Genomic DNA, 17,330 nt, shown 5'->3' on the forward strand with positions numbered 1-17,330 from the left:
ATGAGCTAGCATTATAATTAAGAGGTGAAAATTGTGATTTCGAAACCAGATAAAAACAAACTCCGCCAAAAACGCCACCGTCGCGTTCGCGGAAAACTCTCTGGAACTGCTGATCGCCCACGTTTGAACATTTTCCGTTCTAATACAGGCATCTACGCTCAAGTTATTGATGACGTAGCGGGTGTAACGCTCGCAAGTGCATCAACTCTTGATAAAGAAGTTTCTAAAGGAACTAAAACAGAACAAGCCGTTGTTGTCGGTAAACTTGTTGCTGAACGCGCAGTAGCTAAAGGTATTTCTGAAGTGGTGTTTGACCGCGGTGGATATCTCTATCACGGACGTGTTAAAGCTTTGGCTGACTCAGCTCGTGAAAACGGATTGAAATTCTAATAGGGAGGACACTTAATAATGGCATTTAAAGATAATGCAGTAGAACTTGAAGAACGCGTAGTTGCTATCAACCGTGTTACTAAAGTTGTAAAAGGTGGACGCAACATGCGTTTTGCTGCTCTTGTTGTTGTTGGTGACCGTAATGGTCGCGTAGGATTTGGTACTGGTAAATCTCAAGAGGTTCCAGAAGCTATCCGTAAAGCAGTTGAAGCAGCTAAGAAAAACCTTATCGAAGTTCCTATGGTTGGTACAACTATTCCTCACGAAGTTCGTTCAGAATTTGGTGGAGCGAAAGTATTGTTGAAACCAGCTGTTGAAGGGGCTGGGGTTGCCGCTGGTGGTGCAGTTCGTGCCGTCATCGAATTGGCTGGTGTTGCTGATGTAACATCTAAATCACTTGGTTCAAACACTCCAATCAACATCGTTCGTGCGACTGTTGAAGGATTGAAACAACTTAAACGTGCTGAAGAAGTTGCGGCTCTTCGTGGCATCTCAGTATCTGACTTGGCATAAGAAAGGAGATAACAATGGCTCAAATTAAAATTACTTTGACTAAGTCTCCAATCGGACGCAAACCAGAACAACGTAAAACAGTTGTTGCTCTTGGACTTGGTAAATTGAATAGCTCAGTTGTTAAAGAAGACAACGCTGCTATCCGTGGTATGGTCAACGCAGTATCTCACTTGGTAACTGTAGAAGACGTTAAATAAAAATTGATTTAAGTCGTGAGGGTTACCTTGCGACTTAAACTGAATTTCATGTATAGGCGAGTTTCTAATCAAGCCACCTTACTTGGTTAGAGGCGCTAGCATTTTACAAAAAGAGGAGAAAATAATAATGAAACTTCATGAATTGAAACCTGCTGAAGGTTCTCGTAAAGTCCGTAACCGTGTAGGTCGTGGTACTTCATCTGGTAACGGTAAAACTTCAGGCCGTGGTCAAAAAGGTCAAAAAGCTCGTAGCGGTGGTGGCGTACGTCCAGGATTTGAAGGTGGACAAACTCCATTGTTCCGTCGTCTTCCAAAACGTGGATTCACTAACATCAACGCTAAAGAATACGCACTTGTAAACCTTGATCAATTGAACGTTTTTGAAGATGGTACAGAAGTAACTCCAGCAGTTCTTAAAGATGCTGGAATCGTTCGTGCTGAAAAATCAGGCGTTAAAGTTCTTGGTAACGGCGAATTGACTAAGAAATTGACTGTTAAAGCAGCTAAATTCTCAAAATCTGCTGAAGCAGCTATCACTGCTAAAGGTGGTTCAATCGAAGTCATCTAATGAGGGGTAACTCATTATGTTCTTTAAACTATTAAAAGATGCGTTGAAAGTCAAAAACGTTCGTAATAAGATTTTATTTACAATCTTCATTATTTTCGTTTTTCGTGTCGGGACTCATGTAACGGTTCCTGGTATCAACGCTGAAGGTTTGAAACAATTAAGTGATTTACCTTTCTTGAATATGCTTAACTTGGTGTCTGGTAATGCTATGAATAGCTTCTCTATCTTTTCGATGGGGGTTAGTCCGTACATTACAGCATCAATCATTGTCCAACTTTTGCAGATGGATATCTATCCAAAATTTGTGGAGTGGGGCAAACAGGGTGAAGTTGGTCGTCGTAAATTAAATCAGGCGACTCGTTATATTACTCTTGTTTTAGCATTTGTTCAATCGATTGGTATTACAGCTAGTTTCAATACACTCTCATCAATTTCATTGGTTAAGACACCTAATGTTTCAACCTATTTATTGATTGGGACAATTTTAACTGCTGGTAGCATAATTGTGACATGGCTTGGTGAACAAATTACTGATAAGGGCTTTGGTAATGGTGTGTCGATGATTATCTTTTCTGGTATCATTGCTTCCATTCCAAAGATGTTCTCAACAATTTATGAGGATTTCTTTGTCAATGTTCGTTCAGGAGAATTGACACGTTCATATATCATCGTCGCATTGTTGATTGTGGTAGGTTTGGCGATTGTCTTCTTTACGACATTTGTACAACAAGCAGAATATCAAATTCCAATTCAATATACGAAATTGGTTCAAGGGGCTCCAACGAGTTCATACTTACCTTTGAAAGTCAATCCAGCTGGTGTTATTCCCGTTATCTTTGCTAGCTCGATTACGACAATTCCTAGTACGTTTCTTCCATTCTTCTCTAAGGTTACGTGGTTATCACATTTACAAGGACTACTCTCGTATAATACACCTAGTGGAATGATTACCTATGCGATATTGATTATCTTATTCTCATTCTTCTACACATTTGTCCAAGTAAATCCTGAAAAAACTGCTGAAAATCTTCAAAAGAATGGGTCTTACATTCCTAGCGTTCGTCCAGGTCGTGAGACTGAAAAGTACATGTCTTCATTGCTTAAGAGATTGGCAACAATCGGGGCTGTATTTCTCGCGTTTATTTCATTGGCTCCAATTGCGGCTCAACAGTTTATGCACCTTACAAGCTCAATCGCGCTTGGTGGTACATCTCTCTTGATCTTGATTTCAACTGGTATCGAAGGTATGAAACAACTCGAAGGTTACCTATTGAAACGTCAGTACGTTGGATTTATGAATCTTGAAGACTAAGTCTTCTCATGAACAATTGAGAGGGAAAGAAAGGTTACTTTCTGTCCCTTCTCTTTTGTTTTTTGATAACTCTACCAATGTGTTAAAACCTTGATAGAGTTATTTGAAAACAAAAATAAGGAGTTCGTAAGATGAATCTTTTAATTATGGGTCTACCAGGTGCTGGTAAAGGGACTCAAGCTGCAAAAATTGTTGAAGAATTTGGTGTAGCTCATATCTCAACTGGTGATATGTTCCGTGCTGCTATGGCTAACCAAACTGAAATGGGTGTTTTGGCCAAATCATTCATCGATAAAGGTGAATTGGTACCAGATGAAGTAACAAACGGAATCGTTAAAGAGCGTTTGGCTCAAGACGACATTAAGGAAAAAGGATTCCTTTTGGATGGTTTTCCTCGCACAATCGAACAAGCTCATGCCTTGGATCAAATCTTGGTTGATCTTGGTTTGGAGCTTGATGGAGTAATCAATATCGAAGTGGATCCATCTTGCCTCCTTGAACGCTTGAGTGGTCGTATTATTCACCGCGAAACAGGTGAAACTTACCATAAAGTATTCAACCCACCAGCTGACTACAAGGAAGAAGACTATTACCAACGTGAAGATGACAAACCAGAAACAGTGAAACGCCGCTTGGATGTGAATATTGCTCAAGGTGAGCCAATTATTGCACATTACCGTGAGCTTGGTCTTGTATCTGATATTCAAGGTAACCAAGATATCGACGATGTATTCGCTGATGTTAAAAAAGCGATTGCAGCAATTAAATAATTATATAATCTTACTTGCGTATCAGACTTAAGCATGTTATAATACTTTAGTCTGACTTATAATTGTTACCTCTGTGCTCAGAGGAAATCAAATCGAAATTTTAGGGGGTACTTTTGCGTGGCAAAAGAAGACGTGATTGAAATTGAAGGTAAAGTTGTAGAAACTATGCCTAATGCTATGTTTACTGTTGAATTGGAAAATGGACACCAAATTTTGGCGACAGTTTCTGGTAAAATCCGTAAAAACTACATTCGTATTTTGGTCGGTGACCGTGTGACTGTTGAAATGAGTCCTTATGATTTGACACGTGGACGCATCACATACCGCTTTAAATAATCGAAATAATTGGAGGGATTGAAACATGAAGGTAAGACCATCGGTTAAACCAATTTGCGAATACTGTAAAGTTATTCGTCGTAACGGTCGTGTTATGGTAATTTGTCCAACAAATCCAAAACACAAACAACGTCAAGGATAATATAGAAAGGAGAAATCATGGCTCGTATTGCTGGAGTTGACATTCCAAACGATAAACGTGTAGTAATTTCACTTACTTACGTATACGGTATCGGACTTGCAACATCTAAGAAAATCTTGGCTGCTGCAGGCGTTTCTGAAGACATCCGCGTTAAAGATTTGACAAATGATCAAGAAGACGCTATCCGTCGCGAAGTGGATGCAATCAAAGTTGAAGGTGACCTTCGTCGTGAAGTTAACCTTAACATCAAACGTTTGATGGAAATCGGTTCATACCGTGGTATCCGTCACCGTCGTGGACTTCCTGTCCGTGGACAAAACACTAAAAACAATGCCCGCACTCGTAAAGGTAAAGCTGTTGCGATTGCAGGTAAGAAAAAATAATTAAAATAAAATAGGAGGTAAAAACATTGGCTAAACCAACACGTAAACGTCGTGTGAAAAAGAATATCGAATCTGGTATTGCTCACATTCACGCTACTTTCAATAACACTATTGTTATGATTACAGATGTGCATGGTAACGCTGTAGCATGGTCATCAGCTGGTGCTCTTGGTTTCAAAGGTTCTCGTAAATCTACACCATTTGCTGCACAAATGGCTTCAGAAGCTGCTGCTAAATCTGCACAAGAACATGGTCTTAAAACAGTTGAAGTAACTGTTAAAGGTCCTGGTTCAGGTCGTGAGTCTGCTATCCGTGCTCTTGCTGCTGCAGGTCTTGAAGTAACAGCAATCCGTGATGTAACACCTGTACCACATAATGGTTGTCGTCCTCCAAAACGTCGTCGTGTGTAATCTTTAATAACAATAGTACACAAGGTTCGTTTCGAGGGAGTATAATAAATGATTGAGTTTGAAAAACCAATAATAACAAAAATTGATGAAAATAAAGATTACGGCAAATTTGTCATCGAACCACTAGAACGTGGTTATGGTACAACTTTGGGTAACTCTCTTCGTCGTGTACTTTTGTCATCACTTCCAGGTGCTGCCGTAACATCAATTAAGATTGATGGAGTACTCCACGAATTTGATACCGTACCAGGCGTCCGTGAAGACGTGATGCAAATCATCCTTAATATTAAAGGACTTGCTGTAAAATCTTACGTCGAAGACGAAAAGACAATTGAACTTGATGTCCAAGGTCCAGCTGAAGTTACTGCTGGAGACATCTTGACTGATAGCGACATTGAAATTGTTAACCCTGATCATTATCTTTTCACTATCGCTGACGGCGCTTCTTTGAAAGCGACTATGACAGTAGCTACAAACCGTGGTTATGTTCCAGCAGATGAAAACAAGAAAGATGATGCACCAGTGGGAACATTGGCTGTAGATTCAATCTACACACCAGTGAAAAAAGTCAATTATCAAGTTGAACCTGCCCGTGTAGGTAGCAATGATGGTTTTGATAAATTGACAATCGAAATCATGACAAACGGAACAATCATCCCTGAAGATGCCCTCGGTCTCTCGGCTCGCGTTTTGATTGAACACTTGAATTTGTTTACTGACCTTACTGATGTTGCTAAAGCTACTGATGTAATGAAAGAAACTGAAAAAGTGAACGATGAAAAGGTGCTTGACCGTACCATCGAAGAACTTGATTTGTCTGTACGCTCATATAACTGTTTGAAACGTGCCGGTATTAATACCGTTCATGATTTGACAGAAAAAACTGAGCCTGAAATGATGAAAGTCCGTAACCTAGGTCGTAAATCTCTTGAAGAAGTCAAAGTTAAGTTGGCTGATCTTGGACTTGGACTCAAAAACGATAAATAATAACATAGGAGGATAACATGGCTTACCGTAAACTTGGACGCACAAGCTCACAACGTAAAGCGGTTCTTCGTGATTTGACTACAGATCTTATCATTAACGAAGCAATCGTTACAACTGAAGCACGTGCTAAAGAAATCCGTAAAACAGTTGAAAAAATGATCACTCTTGGTAAACGTGGTGATTTGCACGCACGTCGTCAAGCAGCTGCATTTGTACGTAACGAAATTGCATCTGAAAGCTATGATGAAGCAACTGATAAATATACATCAACAACTGCTCTTCAAAAACTTTTCTCAGAAATCGCACCTCGTTATGCTGAACGTAACGGTGGATACACTCGTATCCTTAAAACAGAACCACGTCGTGGCGATGCTGCCCCAATGGCAATCATCGAACTTGTTTAATTTTTATCAATTTTGTTGAGTGTTATGATGATGGAATAGCTTAGCTTTTCTTAGTCTAGCTCTGGTCTACCGCTGGGCATACGCCTAGCGGGAACACTCATCATAAAAATGGGAATAAATAAGCATGTAACGCTTGTTTACGAAAGGTAATACGGTTATTTTTCGTAAGCAGGCGTTTTTTTGTCTATAAATCGTCTGAATATTTTGATATAATGGAATAAGCTTATTTTAAAAAGGGGGACATTATTTTGACAACAGCCAAGGAACTTCTTAAGCAAAGGTACTATGAGCCAATTAAGGAGCAACCCGAATTATTTGTGGGGATTGAGTTGGAATACCCAGTTGTTAATTTGAGTGGCAATGCTACAGATGTCTCTCTTACAAAACAGTTACTAGTCTATCTCTTGGATAATTTTGATTTTCAAGCTGATAAGTATGATTCGGATAATAATCCTATTCAGCTTATCGATAAAGCTTCTGGAGACATGATTCTTTTTGAAGTTTCGTACAATACGATCGAGTTTGCTTTTACGAAGGCTGAGAGAATTTCTGAGGTTGAGGAACGTCTGGATACTTACCTCAGTATAATCCAACCCTATCTTCAGAATCATAATCATGAGTTGCAAGGTTGGGGAGTGAATCCAAACTGGGCAAAAAATGACAACAGACCTGTTAAATCTCCTCGTTATGAAATGCTTATGGATTTTCTCGAGCTATCTAAAGCAAAGAACGATCCTTTCTTTCATGATTATCCAGAATATGCTTCTTTCATCTGTGGGAGTCAGGTACAATTAGATGTTTCAAAAACGTCCTATTTAAGAGTCTTAAATGCTTTTAACCAAATAGAGGGACCCAAGGCAGTATTATTGGCAAACTCTGAGTTTTGGGATTCTGATTGGGATTTAGCGCTTTCCCGTGATGTTTTCTGGGAGAATTCCATGCATGGTGTGTTTGAGGAAAATGCAGGAGTATTTCCCAAGGTATTTAAGAATGAAGATGACTATTTTTCTTACTTGTCTGAGACAGCCATTTTTACTGCTAAGCGTGGTGACGAAACCTACTATTTTGAACCAATACGTGCTAAAGACTATCTAAGTACGCCATCTATCAAAGCACACTCTATTCGTGGCGAAGTTGTCACTATTGAACCAAGTGAGGAAGATTTTAAGACTCATCGTTCTTATCAATTCCAAGATTTAACGACACGAGGGACTATTGAGTTTCGTAGTGTATGTACCCAACCTTTCTCATCAACCTTTGCGCCAGCAGCCTTTCACCTTGGTCTTTTAGTCAATTTGGTAAATCTAGAAAATATTTTGAATGACTCACCTTTTTTTGAAGCATTTGACTATGATTACCCTAGAATTCGTCGTTTATTTTCGAAAAAAGATATTTCTGCTACAGACCTCAAAATGATTTTACCTTTGACAGAATCGTTATTGTCTTGTGCTGAGGATGGCTTAAAATCGCGTGGTTTTGGAGAAGAAGTTTACTTAGCTCCCCTTAGAGAGAAATTAGATAGGCTGAATAAGAGCTTAGCTTAACCTTTGACAAGAGATATGATAGATAGTTTTTGCTAAAAAATTTAAAAAAAGTCAAAAAAGTATTGACGTTAGCAAACAATAAATGGTATTATATAATAGTTGTTTCGAAAGAGACAAGGGAAAGCTACTAAAAAACTTTCAAAAAAGTATTGACACAAGTTGTCAATCCTGATATAATAACTAATGTTGTTAGCGGAAATGGCGGAATTGGCAGACGCGCAGGACTAAGGATCCTGTGACCGCTTTAGGTCGTGAGGGTTCAAGTCCCTCTTTCCGCAGAGTAACCAGTCACATGACTGGTTTTTTTGTATTAAAAAATCAAAACGCTTACAAATTGTAGAAAAGCTAGTTTTTTGAGTTCAATTGTGATAGAATAAACTTGTAAACGGGTTCAAACCCAAAAAAATATAGGAGGCCTTTATAATGGCAATCGTTTCAGCAGAAAAATTTGTCCAAGCAGCTCGTGATAATGGTTACGCAGTTGGTGGATTTAACACAAACAACCTTGAGTGGACTCAAGCTATCTTGCGTGCAGCAGAAGCTAAACAAGCTCCAGTACTTATCCAAACTTCTATGGGTGCAGCTAAGTACATGGGTGGTTACAAATTGTGTAAAGTCCTTATCGAAGAATTGGTTGAATCAATGGGTATCACTGTACCAGTTGCTATTCACCTTGACCACGGTCACTACAATGACGCTTTGGAATGTATCCGTGTAGGTTACACTTCAGTTATGTTTGACGGTTCACACCTTCCAGTTGAAGAAAACCTTGAAAAAGCAGCTAAAGTTGTTGAATTTGCACACGCTAACGGTGTATCAGTTGAAGCTGAAGTTGGTACAATCGGTGGTGAAGAAGATGGTATCATCGGTGATGGTGAATTGGCACCAATCGAAGATGCTAAAGCTATGGTTGCAACTGGTATCGACTTCCTTGCAGCAGGTATCGGTAACATCCACGGTCCTTACCCAGAAAACTGGAGCGGACTTCACCTTGACCACTTGCAAAAATTGACAGAAGCTGTTCCTAACTTCCCAATCGTATTGCACGGTGGATCAGGTATTCCTGACGATCAAATCCAAGAAGCTATCAAACTTGGTGTTGCTAAAGTTAACGTTAACACTGAATGTCAAATCGCATTTGCTAACGCAACACGTAAATTTGTTGCTGAATACGAAGCAAATGAAGCAGAATACGACAAGAAGAAACTCTTCGACCCACGTAAATTCTTGAAACCAGGTTTCGAAGCTATTACAGAAGCTGTTGAAGAACGTATCGACGTATTCGGTTCAGCAAACAAAGCTTAATTGAAAAAAAGAACAAGGTCTTTTCTGGATCTTGTTTTTTTGTACCCAATAAATAGTTAGTGTCTGCGAATCAATCTGTGATTGGGAGCAAACAAAGCTTAATTAGACTATATAAGCTTGAAATGAAAGGGTTTGTCCAATGTGGACAAGCCTTTTTCTTATGTTTTGCCCCCATTTTGCCCCCGATTTCTAAATTTCAGTCCATTTTGATTATAGATGTAGTGCAAACAAAGCGCAATTAGGCTATTAAAACAAGGTCCTTTCTGGGTCTTGTTTTTTTGTACCCAAATAAATAGTTAGTATCTGCGAATCAATCTGTGATTGAGAGTGAACAAATTTTAAAGAGATGGTATGGCTTTGGTTGATAGATTCTATTTCCTAACTTTTTAAGATATGCTATAATATGAATATGTTTGATAATTATATTGTACCCGTATTTTTTGGTGGTGGAGCTCTTGCTCTACTAGGTTTAGTGTTATTTGGTTGGGCCTTGCCTTCATTTTTGAAGGGTAAGTGGTCTTATTTGATTTCTTTGCTAGGTTTAGGTTTGGTTGCTTTTGCCTATTTTGATGCGGCGATTGTTATCACTTATAAAATCTGGCTTGGATTGCTAGGTGTTATCATGATTGGTTGGGGACTTCCTTTCAACAATCGTAAGGGACGCCGTGCGATGACTATGTTCTGGGCTGTCATGGCAATCGTTGTAGGTGTTGCTGCTATTGCATTCACTATTGCTTATGGTGTTATTAACCGCCACTAACATGAATCTGTAAAACATGCTATAATAATGGCATGTTTTATTTTATGACCCTATCATTTATTATCATGCCTGCCTTGGGCTGTTTCTTAATAGGCTTGGCTTTTGCTAAATCAGATCGTTGGGACTTTTCTTGGATTTTATCCTTAATTGGTTTGGTGGCCTTTATTTCTTCTTTTTGGCATATAGCACGCGTAGATTTATGGTTTATGTTAAGTTATAGTGTTGGTCCTTTTTTGATGGGATTTGGTTTCTCTTGGGATCTAAGTAAGAAACGCCGTAGGCAGTTATTATTACTAGGGGCATTTTTCCTTATCTTTTTTGTGATTCTGTACTATCTTATTGTGCGAATCCTGAATACAGCTGTTGTCTAAAGGAGGGCTGTTGTGATGTTGCTAGATTTAGAAGAGAAGACACGTGTGCTTGTAGAAGATATTGTTGAACGTTCCGCTATTGGGCGAGGAGCTATCTTTGTCTTGGGATTGTCTTCCAGTGAGGTCGCTGGTGGGATAATCGGAAAAGCCTCTAGCCGTGAAATTGGCCAACGAATTGTGAAAACGATTCTTGAAGTTTTGGAACCTAAAGGGATTTACTTGGCTGTTCAAGGCTGCGAACATCTGAATCGTGCTTTGGTTGTTGAGCGTGAGCTCGCCATGGCTAAAGATTTGGAAATTGTTAATGTTCTTCCGACCTTGCATGCTGGGGGAAGTGGTCAGCTGGCTGCTTTCGACTATATGAAGGATCCTGTTGAGGTGGAGGAAATTGTCGCTCAGGCTGGTATCGATATTGGGGATACCTCTATTGGTATGCATGTGAAGAGGGTCCAAGTTCCTCTTCGCCCGATTACTCCAGAATTAGGTGGTGCTCATGTGACTGCTTTGGCGAGTCGTCCTAAGTTAATTGGTGGAGCTCGTGCTGAGTATCTAGCAGATCCTATCCGTAAAAACTAAAAAGTATCGGACATTCTTGTCCGATACTTTTTCTGTTAGCAGAGCCCTTTCTTTTAATGACGACGCTTGGCATAATCGACAAATTTGAATTTTTCAAGTTTGTGGCGACTTTCCGTAAATTGGAACTGTTTTCCATTAGTTAAATAAACTTTAGAACGGATACAAACAACGTGCTGGTCTTTACCTAGGTCGATAAGAATCTTATCTTGATCGGTAGCATTATCAATAGTGATTTCTTTGGAGCATGAATGGTTCCAAAAAGCTTTGGCTGGAGACCAGTATTATCAAGATTTCTTCTTTATTCAGGACCAACCAACCGATTGGTTGTCTAAATTTGGTGGTTCTGCCTGGGCTCCTTTTGGAGATACAGGGAAATACTATCTTCACCTCTTTGATGAAACACAGGCGGACCTTAATTGGCGCAATCCCAATGTCCGTAAGGAGTTGTTCAAGGTGGTCAACTTCTGGCGTGACAAGGGAGTCAAAGGTTTCCGTTTCGATGTGATCAATTTGATTGGGAAAGATGAAGTCTTAGTGGATTGCCCTGAAAATGAAGGGAAACCAGCTTATACGGATAAACCAATTGTCCATGACTATCTTCGTATGATGAATGAAGCGACCTTTGGTTCTGATGATAGCTTTATGACAGTTGGAGAGATGTCCTCGACAACCATTGACAACTGTGTTCTCTATTCAGCACCGGAGCGTCACGAGTTGTCTATGGCCTTTAACTTCCATCATCTTAAAGTCGACTATGAAGATGGTCAAAAATGGACCATTGTTCCCTTTGATTTTGAAGAGCTCAAACGTCTCTATCATACATGGGGCAAGGAAATGAGTGAACGAGGTGGTTGGAGTGCCCTTTTCTGGAATAACCATGACCAGCCACGTGCTTTGAATCGCTTTGTGGATATCAAGAATTTCCGTAATGAAGGAGTGACCATGCTAGCAGCTAGCATCCATTTGTCACGTGGAACTCCGTATATCTACATGGGCGAAGAAATCGGCATGATTAATCCAGACTATGATTCCATGGCAGACTATGTGGATGTGGAATCCATCAATGCCTACCAGATGCTTTTGGATCAAGGTGAGTCTCCTGAGGAAGCCTTTAAGATTATCCAAGCTAAGTCACGTGATAATTCGCGTACACCCATGCAATGGGATGCTTCTGAGAATGCAGGTTTTTCAACAGGCACTCCATGGTTGAAAGTCGGTAAATCTTATAAAGACATCAACGTTGAAAATGAAATCGATGGACCAATCTTTAAATTCTATAAAGAAATGATTCGCTTGCGCAAAGAAATGCCTATCATTTCAGAAGGAAGCTATCAGCCAGCATTTGAGGATAGTCAACAAGTCTACGCCTTTGAACGCTACTTAGACGATCAAAAACTCTTGGTACTCAATAATTTCTACGGAAGTGAAGCTGAAGTGGCGATTCCAGCAGAATATCAGTCAGGGCGCGTGCTCTTATCCAATTATGATGATGTAGAGCTTGCTGAAAAGATAATTTTGAAACCTTATCAAACCCTAGCAATCTTAGTAAAATAAGCCAAACTTTCCTCAGTAAATGCTTTTGCTGGGGAATTTTGTTATAATGAAAGCACTTTTAATGTTGATGGAGGAAGTGTAATGACACGCTTACAAGATGATTTTTATGAATACGTCAATGGGAAATGGGCTGAGACAGCAGTCATTCCAGATGATAAACCTTCGACTGGTGGCTTTATGGACTTGGATCGAGATATCGAAAACTTGATGTTGGATATTACCGGAAAATGGCAACGGGGAGAAGAATTACCCGAAGATAGCATTCTGCAAAACTTTGTCAAATACCACAAGATGGTAGCTGATTTTGATGCACGAGAAGCAGCTGGTGTGGCACCAGTCATACCCTTGATCAATGAAATCAAGGCTCTGTCTTCTTTTGAAGACTATACCAGCAAGTTGGGCACCTATGAACTAGCTGGCAAATCAAATCTCTTGCCATTTAGCGTGTCGCCAGACTTTAAGAATGCCCAAATGAATGTCTTGTGGGGAGAAGCACCGGCTCTCATCTTGCCAGATACGACCTATTATGAAGAAGGCAACGAAAAAGGCCCAGAATTACTGGCTATCTGGCGTCAAATGATGGAAAAGCTCTTGGCAAAATTTGATTTCTCAGAGGAAGAAATCAAAGATATCCTGGATAAAGTGATTGCAGGGGACGCAGAATTGGCCAAATATGTCTTGTCAAACGAAGAAAAATCAGAGTACAACAAACTCTACCATCCCTATGAGTGGGCGGATTTCAAGGCCTTGGTCCCAGAATTGCCACTCGATGCCTTCTTTACAGAAGTGATCGGACAAACACCAGATAAAATCATCGTGCCAGAAGAGCGTTACTGGAAGGAATTCGCACCAACATTCTATTCAGCATCCAACTGGGAGACCCTTCATGCTGCATTGAAACTCGGAGCAGCTCTTTCTTGGACTCTATTCTTGACCGAAGAAATCCGTGTTTTGGCTGGTGAATATAGCCGTACGATTGCAGGTATTCCAGAACCTCGTCCAAAAGAAAAAGCAGCCTTATCAATAGCAGAAGTACCATATAGCCAAGCGCTTGGACTCTGGTATGCAGGTGAAAAATTCTCACCAGAAGCAAAAGCAGACGTGGAGCATAAAGTAGCGACCATGATTGAGGTCTACAAGGATCGTCTGGAAAAAGCAGATTGGCTCGCCCCTGAGACTCGTGAAAAAGCCATTGTCAAACTCAATGTCATCACACCTCATATCGGTTACCCTGAAAAGTTACCAGAAACTTATGCCAAGAAGGTTATCGACGAGAGCAAAACCTTGGTTGAAAATGCTCAGACTCTCTACGAAATTTCAATTGCTCATAGCTGGAGTAAGTGGAATCAACCAGTTGATCGGAGCGAGTGGCACATGCCAGCAAATATGGTCAATGCTTACTATGATCCGCAACAAAATCAAATCGTCTTCCCCGCTGCGATTTTGCAGGCACCTTTCTATGACCTTCATCAATCTTCCTCAGCTAACTACGGTGGAATTGGTGCGGTCATTGCTCATGAAATTTCACACGCCTTTGATACCAATGGTGCTTCCTTTGATGAGAATGGTAGCTTGAAAGACTGGTGGAAGCCAGAAGATTACGAAGCCTTTACCGCTCGTACCCAAAAAGTTATCGATCAGTTTGAAGGCCAAGACTCTTATGGTGCTAAGATTAATGGGAAATTGACTGTTTCTGAAAACGTAGCGGACCTTGGAGGCATCGCTGCAGCCCTTGAAGCCGCTAAGAAAGAGGAGGATTTTTCAGCAGAAGAATTCTTCACCAACTTTGCTCGCATCTGGCGCATGAAAGCTCGGACAGAGTACATGCAACTCCTCGCAAGTGTCGATGTCCACGCACCAGGAAAACTCCGTACCAATGTCCAATTACCAAACTTCGACGAATTCCACAAGGAATTTGACATTAAAGAGGGCGACGGCATGTGGCGTGCCCCAGAAGATCGCGTGATTATTTGGTAATAATGATGAAATCTGTCCAAAAATGGACGGATTTCTTTATTTTTATCGTTGTAAGGGTTTACATAGCGACTAGAAAACGCTATAATATACTTGTGTTAAAGATTGTGAAGTTTTTAACAAGTATTCAAAGGAGTTTCATATGACTAAACAAACTAAAGATGTTCAAACAGTAATAGATGAATTGGCAACAAAAGGGGTTGAAGCCCTTGATGCTATGGCTAACTTTACGCAGGAGCAAGTGGACCATATTGTTCACCAAGCTGCGATTGCTGCCCTAGATAAACACATGTATTTGGCTAAATTGGCCGTTGATGAAACAGGGCGCGGTATTTATGAAGATAAAGCCATCAAGAACATGTATGCTTCTGAATACATTTGGAATAGTATTAAATATGATAAAACTGTAGGCGTTATTGCTGAAGATAAAGAACAAGGTTTGGTTTCTATTGCTGAGCCGGTCGGTGTTATCTGTGGGGTTACACCAACAACTAACCCAACTTCAACAACCATTTTCAAAGCCCTCATTGCTCTTAAGACACGTAACTCTATCATTTTTGCCTTCCACCCATCAGCTCAGAAATCATCTGCAGAGGCAGCTCGTATCGTCCGTGATGCAGCTATTGAAGCAGGTGCACCTAAGGACTGCATCCAGTGGATTGAAGAGCCATCTATCGAAGCAACTGGTCTTTTGATGAACCATCCTAAGATTGCCACAGTACTTGCGACTGGTGGACCTGGTATGGTTAAGGCTGCTTATTCAACTGGTAAACCAGCGCTTGGTGTAGGAGCCGGAAACGTCCCATCTTATATTGCTGCTGATGCTAAGGTTAAACGTGCTGTCAACGATATCATTGTTTCAAAAACTTTTGACAATGGTATGATTTGTGCTTCTGAACAAGCAGCTATCGTTGATGCAGCTATTTATGACGAAGTTAAGGCTGAATTTGAAGCACATCAATGTGTCATCATTTCTAAAAAAGCTGACATTGCTAAGTTGGAAAAAGTTGTTCTTAATGAAGCACGTACAGCTGTAAATGGTGCCATTGTAGGGCACTCAGCTATTGAAATTGCTGAAAAAGCTGGTCTCAAAGTTCCTGCAGGTACAAAAATGCTTTTGGCAGAAATTCCAGATGCAACAATGGAACACCCACTTGCCTTGGAAAAATTGTCTCCAGTACTTGCCCTTATCAAATCTGATGGCGTTGAAGATGGTTTCAAAAAAGCAGAAGGCATGCTCAATTTGGGTGGTCTTGGACACACAGCTGTTATCCACACTGAAAATGAAGAGCTCCAACTCCAATATGGTATTCGCATGAAAGCCTGCCGTGTCTTGGTAAATAGCCCATCAGCTGAAGGTGGTATCGGTAATATCTACAATAACATGATTCCATCATTGACTCTTGGTTGTGGTTCACACGGTCATAACTCAGTGTCACACAATGTTAGCTCATTTGATCTCTTGAATGTCAAAACATTGTCAAAGCGTCGCAATAACATGCAATGGTTTCGCGTCCCACCAAAAATCTTCTTCGAAAAAGATTCAATAACTTACTTGCGTCACATTGAAGCTGAGCGCGTGATGTTGGTTTGTGACCCTGGTATGGTTCAGTTTGGTTACGCTGACTTGGTTAAACGCCAATTGGAACTTAACCGCCACAGACCAGCAGTAGATGTTTTCTCAGATGTTGAGCCAAACCCATCTACGAATACGGTTTACAAAGGTTTGGAACGCTTTGTAGACTTCCAACCAGATGTTATCATCGCTCTTGGTGGTGGTTCTGCAATGGATGCTGCTAAGGCTATGTGGATGTTCTTTGAACACCCAGATGTAAGCTTCTTCGGCGCTAAACAAAAATTCTTGGATATCCGTAAACGTACTTACAAGATTCCTTACGCTCAGAAGACAACATTTATCTGTATCCCAACAACTTCAGGTACAGGTTCAGAGGTAACGTCATTCGCGGTTATCACTGATAGTGAAACTCATATCAAGTACCCATTGGCAGATTATGCTTTGACTCCGGACATTGCTATCGTTGACCCTGCTTTGGTTATGAGTGTGCCTGCCAGCGTTACAGCAGATACAGGTATGGATGTTTTGACTCACGCCATTGAATCTTATGTATCAGTCATGGCTAGTGACTATACACGTGGGCTTTCACTCCAAGCGATTAAACTTGTTTTTGAAAATCTCGAACATTCTTACCGCTTTGGTGATGAAGAATCACGTGAAAAAATGCATAATGCGTCAACAATGGCTGGTATGGCCTTTGCCAATGCCTTCCTTGGTATCAACCACTCACTCGCTCACAAGGTTGGCCCTATGTTTGACATTCCACACGGACGTACTAATGCGATTTTGATGCCTCACGTTATCCGTTACAACGGTCGTGATCCTCAAAAACACGCTATGTTCCCTAAATATGACTACTTCCGTGCAGACAAAGATTACGCAGATATCGCTCGTTTCATGGGATGGGGTACTGACAAACAATCAGATGCTGAATTGGTTGAAGTTTTGGCACAAAAAGTATACGAATTGGGTGTTGCCGTTGGTATTGACATGAACTGGAAGGGTCAAGGTGTCACTAAGAAACTTCTTCAAGACACTGCCTATACTTTGGCTGAACATGCTTATGAAGACCAATGTACAACAGCTAATCCGAAAGAACCACTTATTTCAGAATTGAAAGAAATTATCGAAATTGCCTTTGATTACAAAGGGTAAGCGATAGACAAAAGTAGCTCTATAAGGGCTACTTTTTTTGCTAGAAATCCTCTATATTAGAGTGTTTATCCAAATTAAAAATAAAGGACTTTCCCGAATAAGA

General features: G+C 40.5%; 18 protein-coding genes, 1 tRNA gene and 3 pseudogenes. 21 read left to right on the top strand and 1 reads right to left on the bottom strand.

All coding sequences use genetic code 11. The annotated features are described in order from the left end of the window. The first annotated feature begins 33 nt into the window (after positions 1 to 33). From rplR to H7T98_RS03195, 18 genes are all read left to right on the top strand, one after another. A complete protein-coding gene (rplR, locus tag H7T98_RS03110; protein WP_002885810.1) occupies positions 34 to 390 on the top strand; it encodes a 50S ribosomal protein L18 in 357 nt (118 codons plus the stop codon). Positions 391 to 408: 18 nt separating this feature from the next. Next, positions 409 to 903 (top strand): 30S ribosomal protein S5, encoded by a 495-nt coding sequence (gene rpsE, locus H7T98_RS03115; protein WP_002885626.1) that lies wholly within the window; start codon positions 409 to 411, stop codon positions 901 to 903. 14 nt (positions 904 to 917) lie between these two features. Next, complete coding sequence (gene rpmD / locus H7T98_RS03120; protein ID WP_002885773.1) at positions 918 to 1,100, top strand: 50S ribosomal protein L30; 183 nt, start codon at positions 918 to 920, stop codon at positions 1,098 to 1,100. A gap of 127 nt (positions 1,101 to 1,227) precedes the next feature. Next, complete coding sequence (gene rplO, locus H7T98_RS03125) at positions 1,228 to 1,668, top strand: 50S ribosomal protein L15 (protein ID WP_201061250.1); 441 nt, start codon at positions 1,228 to 1,230, stop codon at positions 1,666 to 1,668. A 16-nt stretch (positions 1,669 to 1,684) separates the two neighbouring features. Next, positions 1,685 to 2,980 carry a preprotein translocase subunit SecY gene (gene secY, locus H7T98_RS03130; protein ID WP_002887052.1) on the top strand — a complete coding sequence of 432 codons (1,296 nt, stop codon included), beginning with the start codon at positions 1,685 to 1,687 and terminating at the stop codon, positions 2,978 to 2,980. 131 nt (positions 2,981 to 3,111) lie between these two features. Continuing rightward, complete coding sequence (locus H7T98_RS03135) at positions 3,112 to 3,750, top strand: adenylate kinase (protein ID WP_021144709.1); 639 nt, start codon at positions 3,112 to 3,114, stop codon at positions 3,748 to 3,750. Positions 3,751 to 3,867: 117 nt separating this feature from the next. Next, positions 3,868 to 4,086, top strand: a complete 219-nt coding sequence (infA, locus tag H7T98_RS10180) for a translation initiation factor IF-1 (protein ID WP_001040189.1) — start codon at positions 3,868 to 3,870, stop codon at positions 4,084 to 4,086. A 25-nt stretch (positions 4,087 to 4,111) separates the two neighbouring features. Beyond that, the gene (gene rpmJ / locus H7T98_RS03145) at positions 4,112 to 4,228 is read left to right on the top strand and encodes a 50S ribosomal protein L36 (RefSeq protein WP_000868345.1); all 117 of its coding nucleotides are present in this window, start codon (positions 4,112 to 4,114) and stop codon (positions 4,226 to 4,228) included. A 17-nt stretch (positions 4,229 to 4,245) separates the two neighbouring features. Beyond that, positions 4,246 to 4,611 (top strand): 30S ribosomal protein S13, encoded by a 366-nt coding sequence (gene rpsM / locus H7T98_RS03150; RefSeq protein WP_002885820.1) that lies wholly within the window; start codon positions 4,246 to 4,248, stop codon positions 4,609 to 4,611. Positions 4,612 to 4,637: 26 nt separating this feature from the next. Then, a complete protein-coding gene (gene rpsK, locus H7T98_RS03155) occupies positions 4,638 to 5,021 on the top strand; it encodes a 30S ribosomal protein S11 (protein WP_002885718.1) in 384 nt (127 codons plus the stop codon). A gap of 48 nt (positions 5,022 to 5,069) precedes the next feature. Beyond that, complete coding sequence (locus H7T98_RS03160; RefSeq protein ID WP_002885793.1) at positions 5,070 to 6,008, top strand: DNA-directed RNA polymerase subunit alpha; 939 nt, start codon at positions 5,070 to 5,072, stop codon at positions 6,006 to 6,008. Positions 6,009 to 6,025: 17 nt separating this feature from the next. Beyond that, positions 6,026 to 6,412 (top strand): 50S ribosomal protein L17, encoded by a 387-nt coding sequence (gene rplQ / locus H7T98_RS03165; protein WP_002885709.1) that lies wholly within the window; start codon positions 6,026 to 6,028, stop codon positions 6,410 to 6,412. A 248-nt stretch (positions 6,413 to 6,660) separates the two neighbouring features. Beyond that, entirely contained in the window at positions 6,661 to 7,956 is a 1,296-nt protein-coding gene (locus H7T98_RS03170; protein ID WP_175063088.1) for a gamma-glutamylcysteine synthetase, read from the top strand. 192 nt (positions 7,957 to 8,148) lie between these two features. Further along, positions 8,149 to 8,234 (top strand) — tRNA-Leu (locus H7T98_RS03175). Between the two features lie 145 nt (positions 8,235 to 8,379). Beyond that, the gene (locus H7T98_RS03180; RefSeq protein WP_002885816.1) at positions 8,380 to 9,261 is read left to right on the top strand and encodes a class II fructose-bisphosphate aldolase; all 882 of its coding nucleotides are present in this window, start codon (positions 8,380 to 8,382) and stop codon (positions 9,259 to 9,261) included. Positions 9,262 to 9,664: 403 nt separating this feature from the next. Beyond that, the gene (locus H7T98_RS03185; RefSeq protein WP_045001354.1) at positions 9,665 to 10,021 is read left to right on the top strand and encodes a hypothetical protein; all 357 of its coding nucleotides are present in this window, start codon (positions 9,665 to 9,667) and stop codon (positions 10,019 to 10,021) included. A 32-nt stretch (positions 10,022 to 10,053) separates the two neighbouring features. Then, complete coding sequence (locus H7T98_RS03190; protein WP_102787814.1) at positions 10,054 to 10,392, top strand: hypothetical protein; 339 nt, start codon at positions 10,054 to 10,056, stop codon at positions 10,390 to 10,392. Between the two features lie 15 nt (positions 10,393 to 10,407). Continuing rightward, positions 10,408 to 10,968 carry a TIGR01440 family protein gene (locus tag H7T98_RS03195; RefSeq protein ID WP_014632528.1) on the top strand — a complete coding sequence of 187 codons (561 nt, stop codon included), beginning with the start codon at positions 10,408 to 10,410 and terminating at the stop codon, positions 10,966 to 10,968. Positions 10,969 to 11,021: 53 nt separating this feature from the next. Here H7T98_RS03195 and H7T98_RS03200 read toward each other — a convergent pair. Continuing rightward, a pseudogene (locus H7T98_RS03200) lies at positions 11,022 to 11,207 on the bottom strand (UTRA domain-containing protein); the annotation flags it as partial. Between H7T98_RS03200 and H7T98_RS03205 the strand changes: the two are divergent. The 3 genes and pseudogenes from H7T98_RS03205 to adhE all read left to right on the top strand — a co-directional run. Then, a pseudogene (locus tag H7T98_RS03205) lies at positions 11,203 to 12,522 on the top strand (alpha-amylase family glycosyl hydrolase); the annotation flags it as partial. The pseudogenes H7T98_RS03200 and H7T98_RS03205 sit on opposite strands and share 5 nt — an antisense overlap. A gap of 81 nt (positions 12,523 to 12,603) precedes the next feature. Next, on the top strand, positions 12,604 to 14,499 hold the full coding sequence (locus tag H7T98_RS03210; RefSeq protein ID WP_155198400.1) for a M13 family metallopeptidase: 1,896 nt from the start codon (positions 12,604 to 12,606) through the stop codon (positions 14,497 to 14,499). Between the two features lie 115 nt (positions 14,500 to 14,614). Next, positions 14,615 to 17,227, top strand: a pseudogene (gene adhE / locus H7T98_RS03215) (bifunctional acetaldehyde-CoA/alcohol dehydrogenase); the annotation flags it as partial. Positions 17,228 to 17,330 lie beyond the last annotated feature (103 nt).

Origin of the sequence: Streptococcus sp. 23.2 (assembly GCF_016648665.1) — a bacterium.
In the GTDB taxonomy this organism is placed as follows: Bacteria; Bacillota; Bacilli; order Lactobacillales; family Streptococcaceae; genus Streptococcus; species Streptococcus salivarius_E.